Source organism: Mycobacterium sp. NGS68 (genome assembly GCF_059812195.1).
In genome coordinates, this window is sequence record NZ_JCALCE010000014.1 from 49,782 (window position 1) to 63,409 (window position 13,628).

General features: G+C 69.0%; 10 protein-coding genes. 5 read left to right on the plus strand and 5 right to left on the minus strand.

Annotated features, from left to right (window positions below):
• The first annotated feature begins 88 nt into the window (after positions 1-88).
• Positions 89-1,258: a lysylphosphatidylglycerol synthase transmembrane domain-containing protein gene (locus AC5Y5V_RS16935; RefSeq protein WP_499937461.1), complete on the plus strand. Its 1,170-nt coding sequence runs from the start codon at positions 89-91 to the stop codon at positions 1,256-1,258.
• 35 nt (positions 1,259-1,293) lie between these two features.
• On the opposite strand, the gene AC5Y5V_RS16940 is transcribed toward AC5Y5V_RS16935, so the two are convergent.
• Entirely contained in the window at positions 1,294-3,132 is a 1,839-nt protein-coding gene (locus tag AC5Y5V_RS16940) for a serine/threonine-protein kinase PknD (RefSeq protein WP_499937465.1), read from the minus strand.
• Between the two features lie 210 nt (positions 3,133-3,342).
• Here AC5Y5V_RS16940 and AC5Y5V_RS16945 point away from each other — a divergent pair, with 210 nt between their 5' ends.
• The 3 genes from AC5Y5V_RS16945 (at position 3,343) to AC5Y5V_RS16955 (ending at position 7,312) form a co-directional block, all read left to right on the plus strand.
• Entirely contained in the window at positions 3,343-6,342 is a 3,000-nt protein-coding gene (locus AC5Y5V_RS16945) for an MMPL family transporter (protein ID WP_499937469.1), read from the plus strand.
• Positions 6,339-6,830 carry an XRE family transcriptional regulator gene (locus AC5Y5V_RS16950; RefSeq protein WP_499937472.1) on the plus strand — a complete coding sequence of 164 codons (492 nt, stop codon included), beginning with the start codon at positions 6,339-6,341 and terminating at the stop codon, positions 6,828-6,830. Before AC5Y5V_RS16945 ends, AC5Y5V_RS16950 begins: the two co-directional genes overlap by 4 nt.
• Before the next feature lie 119 nt (positions 6,831-6,949).
• Positions 6,950-7,312 (plus strand): DUF4189 domain-containing protein, encoded by a 363-nt coding sequence (locus AC5Y5V_RS16955; RefSeq protein ID WP_499937474.1) that lies wholly within the window; start codon positions 6,950-6,952, stop codon positions 7,310-7,312.
• 43 nt (positions 7,313-7,355) lie between these two features.
• Here AC5Y5V_RS16955 and AC5Y5V_RS16960 read toward each other — a convergent pair whose 3' ends face one another.
• Both AC5Y5V_RS16960 and AC5Y5V_RS16965 read right to left on the minus strand, forming a co-directional pair.
• Positions 7,356-8,045: a hypothetical protein gene (locus tag AC5Y5V_RS16960; RefSeq protein ID WP_499937476.1), complete on the minus strand. Its 690-nt coding sequence runs from the start codon at positions 8,043-8,045 to the stop codon at positions 7,356-7,358.
• Positions 8,042-8,653: a hypothetical protein gene (locus AC5Y5V_RS16965; RefSeq protein WP_499937478.1), complete on the minus strand. Its 612-nt coding sequence runs from the start codon at positions 8,651-8,653 to the stop codon at positions 8,042-8,044. Before AC5Y5V_RS16965 ends, AC5Y5V_RS16960 begins: the two co-directional genes overlap by 4 nt.
• On the opposite strand from AC5Y5V_RS16965, the gene AC5Y5V_RS16970 reads away from it, so the two are divergent.
• Positions 8,652-10,679: a M13 family metallopeptidase gene (locus tag AC5Y5V_RS16970; RefSeq protein ID WP_499937480.1), complete on the plus strand. Its 2,028-nt coding sequence runs from the start codon at positions 8,652-8,654 to the stop codon at positions 10,677-10,679. The two genes, AC5Y5V_RS16965 and AC5Y5V_RS16970, sit on opposite strands and share 2 nt — an antisense overlap.
• Positions 10,680-10,683: 4 nt before the next feature.
• Here the strand turns inward: AC5Y5V_RS16970 and AC5Y5V_RS16975 are convergent, their stop codons facing one another.
• Together AC5Y5V_RS16975 and AC5Y5V_RS16980 are read right to left on the minus strand one after the other, a co-directional pair.
• Positions 10,684-12,912 (minus strand): molybdopterin oxidoreductase family protein, encoded by a 2,229-nt coding sequence (locus AC5Y5V_RS16975; protein WP_499937482.1) that lies wholly within the window; start codon positions 12,910-12,912, stop codon positions 10,684-10,686.
• Positions 12,909-13,502 (minus strand): LmrA/YxaF family transcription factor, encoded by a 594-nt coding sequence (locus tag AC5Y5V_RS16980; RefSeq protein ID WP_499937485.1) that lies wholly within the window; start codon positions 13,500-13,502, stop codon positions 12,909-12,911. The genes AC5Y5V_RS16975 and AC5Y5V_RS16980 overlap by 4 nt, the downstream gene beginning before the upstream one ends.
• Positions 13,503-13,628: the final 126 nt, after the last annotated feature.

Consider the following 13,628-nt stretch of genomic DNA (forward strand, 5'->3'; position numbering starts at 1 on the left):
TTCATGGCCGGCACGATCCGGTCACTATCCCGACACGGTCGCCAAGTGCTCGGATGGTGCCGCCACCAGCACGGTTACCCTATTCCACGTGTCGCACGACGCCCCGGCCCGCAGCCTGCGGACCCAGCGCGAGGACGCACCCCGCAGCAAGTACTGGTGGGTGCGGTGGGTGATCCTGGGCATCGTCGGGATCGTGCTGGCCGTCGAGGTGTCCCTCGGGTGGCATCAGCTGGCCAAGGCCTTCGTCAGTACGTACCACGCCAACTGGTGGTGGCTGATCGCGGCGGTGGTGGCGGCCGTCGCGTCGATGCACAGCTTCGCGCAGATCCAGCGCACGCTGCTCGGGTCCGCGGGCGTGCACGTCAAGCAACTGCGGTCGGAAGCCGCCTTCTACGCCGCCAATTCGCTGAGCACCACGCTGCCGGGCGGGCCGGTGCTGTCGGCGACGTTCCTGTTCCGTCAGCAACGGCTCTGGGGTGCGTCGACGGTGGTGGCGTCCTGGCAGCTGGTGATGTCGGGCGTGCTGCAGGCGGTGGGCCTGGCACTGCTCGGCCTCGGCGGCGCCTTCTTCCTGGGCGCGAAGAACAACCCGTTCTCGTTGCTGTTCACGCTCGGCGGTTTCGTCGCGCTGTTGCTGCTGGCGCAGGCGGTGGCGTCGCGGCCGGAGCTGATCGACGGGATCGGCACCCGGGTGCTGTCGTGGGCCAATTCGATTCGCGGCAAACCGGCCGACACCGGCCTGGCGAAGTGGCGCGAGACGCTGATGCAGCTGGAGTCGGTCAGCCTGGGGCGGCGCGACCTGTCGGTGGCGTTCGGGTGGTCGCTGTTCAACTGGGTCGCCGATGTGGCGTGCCTGGGCTTTGCCGCCTACGCGGCCGGCGATCACGCGTCCGTCGCGGGGTTGACGGTGGCGTACGCGGCCGCCCGCGCGGTGGGCACGATTCCGCTGATGCCGGGCGGCCTGCTGATCGTGGAGGCGGTGCTGGTGCCGGGTCTGGTGTCCAGCGGCATGTCCCTGCCCAACGCCATCTCCGCGATGCTGATCTACCGGCTGATCAGCTGGTTGTTCATCGCGGCCGTCGGCTGGGTGGTGTTCTTCTTCGTGTTCCGCACCGAGAATGTCGACGACTCCGACGACGACCCCATCACCGGCCCGCTGCCCGTCGTGCGCGACCACTTCGGCGAGCCGCTCGCCGACCCGACGGAGACGGCGCTGCAGGGTCCACTACCGCCCGAGCCGCCTGAGCCGGCCGACTAGCTGCGGCGCTGGACAGCGCTGACTCGCGATGCGGGTCAGCGCTGCGGCAACTTGACGACGCGGTTCTTGCCGTTGTCGTTGACGTAGACGTCGCCGATGCCGTCGACCACCACGCTGTAGGGCCCGTTGAGGCCGGCGAACGGCAGCACCGTCTGGGCGCCGGACCCGGCGGGCAGCTTGACCACCCGATGGTTGTCCCGGTCGGCGACGTAGACCGCGCCGCTGCTGTCGACCGCGACGCCGCAGGGGTTGTTGAGGCCGCTGAATGGCAGCACCGTCTGCTGTCCGGACGCCCCGTCCACCTTGACCACCCGGTTGTTGCCGTTGCCGACGTCACTGACGTAGACGGAGCTGCTGCCGTCGACTGCGACACCGTCGGGCCGGACCAGGTCGGTGAACGCCACCTGCGCCTGTTCGGTGGACCCGGCCGGCAGCGTGAGCACCCGGCGATTGCCGGTGTCGGTGATGTAGACCGCGCCGTTGCCGTCGACCGCCACGCCTTGGGGTCCGACAAGGCTGGTGAAGGGCAGCACCGTCGTCACGCCGGACGCGTCCACCTTGATCACCCGGTCATTGCCGGTGTCGGCGATGTATATCCCGCCGTTGCCGTCCACCGCCACACCGTGGGGCAGGTTGAGGCCGACGAACCCCAGGTCCTTCTGCGCGCCGGCACCCGGGGCCAGCGACAGCACGCGGTTATTGCCGGTGTCGACCACGTACACGGTGCCGTTGCCGTCGACGGCCAGACCGCCGGGACGGTTCAACCCGGCGAACGGCAGGACCACCTGCGCACTGGTGGTACCGGTCGACGTGCCCTTGTTCATCACGATCAGGGCCACGCCGGCGGCGATAGCCACCGCGACCGCCACCGCCACCGCGGCAAGGACCAGGGTGCGACGACGGCGCCGGGGCTGGGGCTGGGGCTGGAGCTGCGGCTGCGGCCGGGGCGTCACCGCCGGCGGCGTCACCGGCGGCGGCGTCACTGGCGGTGGCGTCACCGGCGGCGGCGTCACCGGCGGTGCGTACCGAGGGGCAGGCTGGCGGGGCGGGGCGTGCAGCGCCATCCGCGCGGCCCGGGCCAGGTCCTTGGCGGTGGCGTAGCGCTGCCGGGGGTCTTTGGCCATGCCGGTGGCAATCACGGCGTCCATGGCCTCCGGAATCCCGGCCCGCAGCCGCGACGGCCGCGGCGGCGGCTGCGTCAGGTGGGCCATGGCGATCTGCTCGATGCCGTCGGCCGGAAAGGGCTCCTGGCCCGTCAGGCCCTGATGCAGCACACACGCCAGCGCGTAGATGTCGGCGCGGGCGTCGGCCACCCCACTGTCGGTGAACCGCTCGGGCGCCATGTAGGCCCAGGTGCCGATCGTCGACCCGACGCTGGTCAAGCCGGTCTCGCCGACGGCGCGGGCGATCCCGAAGTCGATCAGGTACGCGAAGTCGTCGGCGCCGACCAGGATGTTGGACGGCTTCACGTCGCGGTGCACCAGCCCGACCTCGTGCGCGGCGTGCAGCGCCGACGCGATCTGCTCGATGATCGCGACCACCCGCGCCGGCGGCAGCGCGCCGGCCCGCAGCAGGTCCTGCAGTTCGCGGCCCCGGACCAGCCGCATGCTGACGAACAGGCGCCCGTCGATCTCGCCGGAGTCGTAGATCGGCACCACATGGGGCTCGTCGAGCGCCGCCGCGGACCGGGCCTCCCGGCGGAACCGCTCCTGGAACACCGCGTCGTTGGCGAACGCCACGGGCAACACCTTGAGCGCCACAAACCGCGCATTGACCGGGTCGTAGGCCCGCCAGACCTCACCCATCCCACCGCGGCCCAGCAACTCGACCAACCGATACCGCCCGAAGGGCGTCCCTTCGTGCTCAACGGCCATCCGCTCATCTTCGGAGATGCGGACGGCCAGTCCAAATTCCAGCCCGCTCTCGATTCGACAACGGTTCCGTAACTTCCTCGTCCTAATGCCGTCGTCGCAGCTCAGATACCAAGAACCCGGCTTCATCCACAGACCGCTGCGGTAGGCTCGCCAACACGCATTGCGCGAGGAATCGCGAGAAATACGGGGAGTCCGACAATCCAGCAGCTCATGATGCGCCTCAGCCGCAGCCTGCGCAGATTCCGCTGGTTGGTCTTCACAGGCTGGTTGCTCGCGTTGGTGCCGGCGGTGTATCTGGCGCTGACGCAGTCGGGGCATCTCACCGGCGGCGGCTTCGAAGTCGCCGGTTCGCAGTCGATCACGGTGCACGACCAACTCGAACAGCACTATCGCGAGCAGGGAGCGTCGTCGCTGGCGCTGGTGGCGGCCCCCCGCGCGGACGCCAGCTACCAGGACATGAGCGACGCGGTCGCCCAGCTGCGCCACATCGCCACCGAACTCCCCGGCGTCACCGAGGTGCCCAATCCCACCCAGCGGCCCCCGCAGCCCGACCGCCCGTACGTGGTCTCCCTGCGGCTGGACTCCCGCAACACCAGCGACATCGCCAAGAAGCTGCGCACCCAGGTCGGCGTCAAGGGCGACCAGGCCGGGCAGACGGCGAACGGCCATGTGCGGCTCTACGTCATCGGGCAGGGCGCGCTCAGCGCCGCCGCGGCGGCCAACACCAAGCACGACATCGCCAAGGCCGAGGAATGGAACCTGCCGATCATCCTGATCGTCCTGCTCGCGGTGTTCGGTTCGCTGGCCGCGGCGGCGATCCCGCTGGCCCTCGGGGTCTGCACCGTCGTGGTCACCATGGGCCTGGTCTATCTGCTGTCGATGCACACCACCATGTCGGTGTTCGTGACGTCGACGGTGTCCATGTTCGGCATCGCGCTGGCCGTCGACTATTCGCTGTTCATCCTGATGCGCTTCCGCGAGGAGCTGCGCACGGGCCGCAGGCCGAACGAGGCCGTCGACGCCGCCATGGCCACCTCCGGCCTGGCGGTGGTGCTGTCCGGCATGACCGTGATCGCGTCGCTCACCGGGATCTACCTGATCAACACCCCGGCGCTGAAGTCGATGGCGACCGGCGCGATCCTGGCCGTCGCGGTCGCGATGCTGACGGCGGCCACCCTGACGCCGGCGGTGCTGGCGACGTTCGGCCGCCAGGCCGCCAAGCGGGCGGCGTTGCTGCACTGGTCGCGCCGCCCGGAGCGCAGCCAATCCCGGTTCTGGACCCGCTGGGTGGGCTGGGTGATGCGCCGGCCGTGGATCTCGGCGCTGGCGGCGTCGCTGGTGCTGATCGTGATGGCCGCGCCGGCATTGTCGATGGTGATGGGCAACAGCCTGCTGCGCCAGTTCGACTCGGCACACGAGATCCGCGCGGGGGTGGCCGCGGCGTCGCAGGCGCTCGGACCCGGCGCGCTGGGCCCGGTTCAGGTGCTGGTCACCTTCCCCGGCGGCGACGCGTCCGATCACGGCCAGCTCATCGGCGCCGTCCGGCAACGGATGACCGAGGCGCCCAACGTCCGCTCGGTGGCACCGCCGGTGTTCGCCGACGACAACGGCGGAGCGCTGCTGTCCGCGGTGCTGTCCGTCGACCCGGAGGACCTGCGCGCCCGCGAAACCGTCACGTGGATGCGCACGCAACTGCCGAAGGTCTCCGACGCCGAGTCCGTGCACGTCAACGTCGGCGGCCAGACCGCGCTGATCAAGGATTTCGACGATCAGGTGTCGCAGACCGAGCCGCTGGTGCTGCTGTTTGTCGCGCTGATCGCGTTCTTCATGCTGCTGCTCTCCATCCACTCGGTGTTCCTGGCGCTCAAGGGCGTGCTGATGACGCTGCTGTCGGTGGCCGCCGCCTACGGGAGCCTGGTGGTGGTGTTCCAATGGGGCTGGCTGGAAAAGCTCGGGTTCGCGCACATTACGTCGATCGACAGCACGGTGCCCCCGCTGGTGCTGGCGATGACGTTCGGGTTGTCGATGGACTACGAGATCTTCCTGCTGACCCGCATCCGGGAGCGCTTCCTGCTGTCCGGGGACACTCGCGACGCCGTCGCCTACGGGGTGAGCACCAGCGCGCGCACCATCACCAGCGCCGCGCTGATCATGATCGCGGTGTTCATCGGCTTCGCGTTCGCCGGCATGCCGCTGGTCGCGGAGATCGGCGTCGCCTGCGCCGTGGCAATCGCGGTGGACGCGACCGTGGTGCGGTTGGTGCTGGTCCCGGCGCTGATGGCGGTGTTCGCGCAGTGGAACTGGTGGATGCCGCGGTGGATGCTGCGGGTGCTGCCGTCGGTCGACTTCGACCGCCCGCTGCCCGACGTCGACCTCGCCGACGTCATCGTCATCCCGGAGGACATCTCGGCGCTGGTGGCGCCGAACGCGGACCTGCGGATGGTGCTCAAGTCGGCGGCGAAGCTGAAGCTGCTGGCGCCCGACGCCATCTGTGTCGCCGACCCGCTCGCGTTCACCGGCTGCGAACGGAACGAACGCGTCGACCCGCCGGCCGACGTCGACGCGCCGCAGGACGACGACGCCGGAGAGTCGGCGGCCGTGCGAGTGGTCTCGGTCGACACCAAGACCGGCCAGAAGTCGGCGGCCCGGAAGCTGGTGGGCGGCCTGGCGGCCCGCAACGGCATCGCCTGGGCGATTCCGTGGGGCGCTCGCCCGGTGCATCCGGTGACGCTGTGGCGTGGCCGCCTCTCGGTCGCCATCGACGCGCTCGAGGCGGACAGCCCGGAGTCCGGCAGGCGGCCGCAGTACGAGCGCCGCAGTCCCGTGGAGACCACGCACGTCCAGCTGCCCACCGGCGACCGGTTACTGGTTCCGACCGGCGCCGAAGCGCTGCGCCTCAAGGGCTACCTGATCATGTGCCGTAACAGTCGGCGCGACTACGCCGAATTTGCCGACATGGTCGAAACCATGGAACCGGAGACCGCCGCCGTGGTGCTTGCCGGGATGGACAGGTATTACTGTTCTCAGCCACGCGCGTCGCATGCGAGGCGACAATGGATGGCGAGTCAGCTGGTTCGTCGGCTCGCGGATCCCCATCCGTCGGACCTCGACGAGGGTCAGTTGACCGAACCCGACGCCCGGGCAGACTGGGAAGAAGTCAGGCAACGCTGCCTATCGGTGGCAGTTGCGATGTTGGAGGAGGCGAGGTGACGTTGGCAGCCGACCGACGTTCCCACGCCCCGGCGCGGCGCAGCTACGACCCCAGCCAGCCGGTGGAGTTCTGGCCGACGTCGGCCATCCGCGCCGCGATGCAGGGCGGGGACATCGCGACCTGGAAGCGGATCGCCGCCGCGCTGAAGCGCGACCCCTACGGCCGCACGGCCCGCCAGGTGGAGGAGATCCTGCACGGCACCCGGCCGTACGGCATCTCCAAGGCGCTGGCCGAGGTGCTGGAACGCGCCCGCCAGCACCTCGAGGTCAACGAGCGCGCCGAGGTGGCCCGCCACGTGCGGCTGCTGATGGAACGCTCCGGGCTGGCCGAGCAGGAGTTCGCGTCCCGGATCGGGGTGGAGCCCGACGACATGGTGGCCTACCTGGACGGCAGCATCAGCCCGTCGGCGTCGCTGATGGTCCGGATGCGCCGGCTGTCCGACCGCTTCGTCAAGGTGAAGTCGACCCGCGCGGCCGAGACGAACTAGCGCGCAGGGTAATCAGAACGCCTCAAAACAGGTAGTCCGATACTCATGCGGCAAACACCGCCGGGTTTGTATGTTTTCCCTTGTGCATACGCACAGCATTTTCATTGAGGGGGAAAATCATGGGCAAATGGGTAGCACTTGCCGCGGCCGGATTGATCAGCGCCGGACTGGCAACGGCGACGCCCGCGCAGGCGATGGCGGGGTGGCAAGCAATTTACGCGTCCGACGGGGATCCGTTCGGGCATTGGGGGACCGCCGAGAATTTCAGCACCAAGCAGAACGCAGAGGCACAAGCCCTCAAGCGATGCCAATCGAGCGGGGCCAGCGACTGCAAATTCGCTGTTTCGTCGATGCAGTGCGTCGCGTTGGTCGCGTCCCCGAACAGTTGGCACGGCGGTTGGGGGCCCGACCCCGCTACGGCGATAGCGGGCGCGCGGATCGGGAATCACGGCGGCGGTGACGTCGTGCTCACCAGATGCTGATCTGCTGACGTGACCGGCCGCCGCGTCGCGGTGGCCACTAGCCCTAGCTCCGGCGGATCGGCGATACGCCCACCACCAGCCAATCGTTGCCGCGCTTGGTCAGCGTCACCCGCACCGCAGGCGCGGCCTGACTCGGCGGCTCACCGGGCATGGTCTGCGTCACCCGCAGGATCACCGCCACGCTGGCCGCCGTCGGCCCGATGGCCTCCACCCCGGCCGCCAGCGTCGACGCCGTGGCGGTGATGTTCTGCTTGGCCAGGTCGGCGGTGGACTTCCGGTACTGATCCTTGAGCGCGTCCGCCTGCTCCGGCACCATCATCGCGGCGGCCCGGTCGATCGAGTGGCTGGGATCGGCCGGGGCGAACGACGCCTCCGCCTCGGCCATCTGCATGGAGAGTTGCACCACCGACTTGGCGTCTTCCTTGAACTGGCGGTCCGGCGTGGTCCAGTGCGAGTACCCGGTCAGCACCGCCGCCGACAGCGCGGCGGTGCACAGGAAGACGACGCCCAACCGCAGCCTGGGCGCGTCGTCGTCGGTGCCGAGGCTGACCGAGTCGCGGCGCAGCAGCCAGAAGTTGATCGCCATCCCCTGCACGATCAGCAGCAGCAGCACCGAGCAGACCGATACCCACCACCGCGGCCACGACAGCACCACCCCGATGGCCAGCAGTGCGACGATCGTCCCCAGCGGCGCCAGGACGTCGAACGCCAGCAACCGCCACCGGTTTCTCATTTGATGGACTCCAGCCGCGAGATCATCAACTTGCCGGCGATGTTGGAGACGTCCAGGCGCAGGCTCCAATGCACCGTCAGCGGCTTGCTGCCGGCGTTCTCGCTGATCGAAGTCGCGACCACCATCACCGAGTCGGTCCGGCTCGCGAAAGCCGGCAGCTTGGTGGTGATGACGGGATGCGGATTGTCGGGCTTGGTGTCGAGGTCGCGGTGCACCGTTTCGATCGCCACCGACTCGATCCGGCCGACGCTCTGCGACTGCAGCTTCTGCGCCACCTTCCGGTAGTCCTGCACCACGCCGTCGAAGTAGGTGTTGAGGTCTCCCACCGTGCCGTCGTGCAGCTTCTGCAGGCTGGGGTCGAGATTGGTGGTGTTCATGTTGATCAGGACGCCCGTCCAGTCGGCCGCCATCTGCATGACGCTGCTCAGGTACCGGCGCTCCGCGGTGTCCGAACGGTGCGCATGCCAGATCAGCCCGCCGAGCACCACCGCGGCGACCGACAGCAGCGCCAAAAAGATCGACCCGACGCCGTAGCCGGACAGGGCCGGCTCGACGTCCTCGACGTCCTCGTCGTCGAAGTCTTCGACCTCTTCGGCGTCGTCAGACATGGGCAAGATCGTTGCATCCAAAAAACAATGGAAGGATGGCGGGGTGACTGTAGAGGCCATCCGCTCCGGCATCGACCTGAGCTACGTCGACCCCGACGCCCGCCCGCAAGACGACCTATTCGGCCACGTCAACGGCCGCTGGCTGGCCGATTACGACATGCCGGCGGACCGGGCCACCGACGGCGCCTTCCGCGCCCTGTACGACAGGGCCGAGGAGCATGTGCGCGACCTGATCATCGAGGCCAGCCAGTCCGGCGGCCATGAGGGGTCGGACGAGCAGCGGATCGGCGACCTCTACGCCAGCTTCCTGGACGAGGAGGCCGTCGAACGCCGGGGCGTGCAACCCCTGCTCGACGAGTTGGCCACCATCGACGCCGCCGCCGACCGCGACGCGCTGGCCGTCGCCCTCGGCACGCTGGAGGCGGTCGGCATGGGTGGCGGCGTCGGGCTGTACGTGGACACCGACTCCAAGGACTCGTCGCGCTACCTGCTGCACTTCACGCAGTCCGGCCTCGGGCTGCCCGACGAGTCCTACTACCGCGACCCCCAGCACGCCGAAATCCTGGCGGCCTACCCCGGGCACATCGCCCGGATGTTCGCCCTGGTGTACGGGGAATCAGGCAACCACGCCGACACCGCGGCGCGCATCGTGGCGCTGGAGACCAAACTGGCCGCCGCGCACTGGGACGTGGTGAAGCGCCGCGACGCCGAGCTGACCTACAACCTGCGCACCTTCGCCGAGTTGCAGGACGAGGGTGCGGGTTTCGACTGGGCCGGCTGGCTGACGGCGCTGGGCACCACCCCGGAGAACGCCCCGGAACTCGTGGTGCGCCAGCCCGACTACATCACCGCCTTCGCCGGCCTGTGGAGCAGCGAGGACCTCGACGACTGGAAGCGCTGGGCGCGTTGGCGGCTGATCAGCACGCGGGCCGCTCTGTTGACCGACGCCCTGGTCGCCGAGGAATTCGAATTTTACGGACGCCTGCTTAGCGGCACCGAGCAGATCCGCGACCGGTGGAAGCGCGCGGTTTCGCTGGTGCAGGGCCTGATCGGCGATTCGGTCGGAAAGCTTTATGTGCAAAAGCATTTCCCGCCCGGCGCCAAGGCCCGCATCGACACCCTGGTGGCAAACCTGCAGGAGGCGTACCGGGTCAGCATCGGCGACCTGGAGTGGATGACCCCGCAGACGCGCGAGCGCGCGCTGGCCAAGCTGGACAAGTTCACCGCGAAGGTCGGCTACCCGAACAAGTGGCGGGACTACTCCAAGCTGGTGATCGACCGCGGCGATCTGTACGGCAACTACCGGCGGGGCTGCGCCGTCAACAACGACCGCGAGCTGGCCAAGCTCGGTGGCCCGGTCGACCGCGACGAGTGGTTCATGACGCCGCAGACCGTGAACGCCTACTACAACCCGGGAATGAACGAAATCGTCTTTCCCGCAGCTATTCTGCAGCCGCCGTTCTTCGACGCCGACGCCGACGACGCCGCCAACTACGGCGGGATCGGCGCCGTGATCGGGCACGAGATCGGCCACGGCTTCGACGACCAGGGCGCCAAGTACGACGGCGAGGGCAACCTGGTCGACTGGTGGACCGACGCCGACCGCACCGAGTTCGGCCAGCGGGCCAAGGCGCTGATCGAGCAGTACGACGCGTACACGCCGCGAGACCTGGGCGACGGACATCACGTGAACGGCGCGTTCACCATCGGCGAGAACATCGGCGACCTGGGCGGGCTGTCCATCGCGCTGCTGGCGTATCAGCTTTCGCTGGGCGGCGAGCCCGCTCCGGTGATCGACGGGCTGACCGGGGTGCAGCGGGTGTTCTTCGGCTGGGCCCAGGTGTGGCGGACCAAATCGCGTGACGCCGAGGCGATCCGGCGGTTGGCCACCGATCCGCACTCGCCGCCGGAGTTCCGCTGCAACGGCGTCATCCGCAACGTCGACGCGTTCTATGAGGCCTTCGACGTCGGTGCCGACGACGCGCTGTTCCTCGACCCGCAAAGCCGCGTCCGCATCTGGAACTAGGGGGTCACCCGCCTACTGCTCGCCGGATGTCCGCGGGGACGTGCTTGTGCCAGGGGGTGCCCGCGTAGGGGTCCCGCCACTCCGTCGAGGTCAGCGCGTTCGGCGCGACGCCCGGGATGACGGTGCGCCCGTCCTCGCCGACGTAGTCGAGCCCGAAACCGTTGGGCAGGGCCGCATGTCCGGGCAGCATGGTCTCGGTGATCTCGACGGTCGCCTCGGCGCTGCCGGCCGCGGTGGTGATGCGGGCCCTGCCGCCGTCGACCAGCCCGAGTGCCTGCGCGTCCTCCACGCTCACCCGCAGCGCGCCGTCGGCGTCACGCTTGCGCCACGACGGGTCGCGGAAGATGTCGTTGGCGGTGTAGGCGCGACGTTCGCCCACCGACAGCACGATCGGCAGCTCCGCGGTGGTCAGCCGGGCGGGCGCGGTCGCCAAACCCCTTATTTCGTCCAGCATTTCGGGGATTTGGAGCGCGATCTTGCGGTCGGCGTGGGTGATCAGCGCGAAATCGTCCTCGTAGTTGTGCACGGTGAACGTGACGCCCGACGGGCTGGTCAGGATCGCGTCGAACAGCGCGTTGCCGTCCGCGTGGCCCGCGCGCCGGACGGCGTCGGGATACTTCATCGCGGTCTTCTGGGCCAAACCCCACAGCGCCGCGGCGCCGGCGAGCCCGTCGGGCAGCGTCGGCCCCAACGTTTCGTACAGCACGTAGGGCGCCAGCTTCGAGACCGTCGGGTCGGCCGTGGCGCGCAGGAACGCTTCGGTATACGCCTGACGGCCGTGCCGCGCAGCCTCGCGCAGCGGCCGCAGATCGTCCTCGGTGACCTCGCCCAGGGCCCGCACCAGCCGCGCCCAGATCTCCGGTTCGGGCAGCGTCCCCGGCAGCGGCTCCAGCAGCGGCTGGCGCAATTGCATTGCGTTGTGCGGAAATTCCAGGTTGAAGAACGTGGCTTCGGTCTTCTCGAACTGCGAGGCGGCCGGTAGCACGTAGTGCGCGAGCCGGGCGGTTTCGGTCATCGCGATGTCGATGACCACCAGCAGCTCCAGCGCCTCGAACGCCTTGCGGCACGCAGCCGAATCGGCAAGGGAGTGCGCGGGATTGCTGCTCTCGACGATCATGGCCCGGAAGCGGTCCGGGTGGTCGGTCAGGATCTCCTCGGGGATGACGTTGCTGGGCACCAGGCCGGCGTTGATCGGCGCGCCGGTCACCGGCGTGCGGCCGTAGTACTGGCCGAACAGCGGCGCGAACGACGAATGCAGATGCTGGCCGCCCTTTTTCGCGAAGTTTCCGGTGAGGATCCACAGCAGCTTGTTCAGGTAGGAGCACAGCGTGCTGTTGGGGGCCTGCTGGACGCCAAGGTCCTCGAACACCGAGACGCTGGAGGCCGTGCCGATGCGGCGCGCCGCCGCCCGCAGCAACTCCTCGTCCACGCCGCAGCGTTGGGCGTACTCGCCGACCGGCACGTCGCGCAGGACATCGCGGACGGCGTCGACGCCATGGACGTGGTCGGCGAGAAACACCTCGTTGCAAAGGTTTTCCTGCACCAGCACGGCGGCCAGCGCCGCCAGGCACCAGGCGTCGGTGCCCGGATGCACGCGCAGGTGGAAGTCGGACATCTTGGCGGTGTCGGTGACGACGGGATCGATGACGATCATCGACCGGTCCGGGTCTTTGGCGATCTCGTTGAGCACCACGCGCGCCCGCGGGAAACTCTGCGACATCCACGGGTTCTTTCCAACGAACACCGACACCTCGGCGTGCTCGAACTCGCCGCGCGTGTGACCCCCGTACAGGTGCGAATCCACCCACGCCTCACCGGTCTTCTCCTGCGCCAGCGCGCTGGACCGGTACTTCGAGCCCAACGCCTTCAGAAATGCGGCGCTGTAGGACCCGCCGAGGTGATTGCCCTGCCCGCCGCCGCCGTAGTAGAAGATCTTGTCGCCGCCGTAGGCGTCGCGGATGTGCTTGAACCCCTCGGCGATCTCGACAATCGCGGTGTCCCAGTCGATTTCCTCGTAGGTCCCGTCGGGACGGCGGCGCAGCGGGGAGGTCAGGCGGCCGCGGCCGTTCTGGTAGTGGTTCAGTCGCAGCGCCTTGTTGCAGGTGTAGCCCTGCGACGCCGGATGCGCCTTGTCGCCGCGGATGCGGGCCAGTTCGCGGCCCTGCACCTGCACGACGATGCCGCAGTTGCATTCGCAGAGGATGCAGGCCGTCGGCTGCCAATCGGTGGTCATCGCGGGTTCCCTTCCGGTAGCTCGGCGAGCAGCAGGTCGCGCAACTGACGGTGCACGATTTCCAGCGGCGTCAGATCGCGACGCACCCTTGCCAGCAGCAGCGCGCCCTGAAGCGCCGACGTCGCGAGGACCGCGAGCTCGCCCGCCCGCGGCGCCGCGACGCCGTCGGCGACGAAGCGCTGCGCGATCAGGTCGGACCAGCGGTCGAACACCGCGGCCGCCCGCTCCACCACCGGCGCCATCCGCTCGCGGTCGGCGGGCTCGCCGGCTTCCACGGACACCGCGGCGATCGGGCAGCCGGCCTTGAAGTCGCTGTCGAGCAGCTGGCGGCGGTACTTGTCGATCAGGGTGTCGAGTATCTCGACGCTGCCCGGTGCGCGGTCGATGATGGCGGCGACGTGATTGCCGGCGTAGTCGACCGCCTCGGACAGCAGCTGCGTGCGCCCGCCGGGGAAGTAGTGATACGCCGATCCTCGCGGCGCGCCGCTGTGCTCGAGGACGTCGGAGATAGCGGTCGCATGCGCGCCACGCTCCCTGATCAGCAGCGCGGCGGACACCACCATTCGCTCACGCGGACTCAGCGTCGGCATATGTATGACGGTATACATAATTCGCGGCGCTGACTAGGCCCGCGGGTGAACTACTGGCGTTGACTCTGCGCCTACTGCGGCGATGTGCGAGTAGCGACCACACTCACCGCAGACTCAACACCGGCG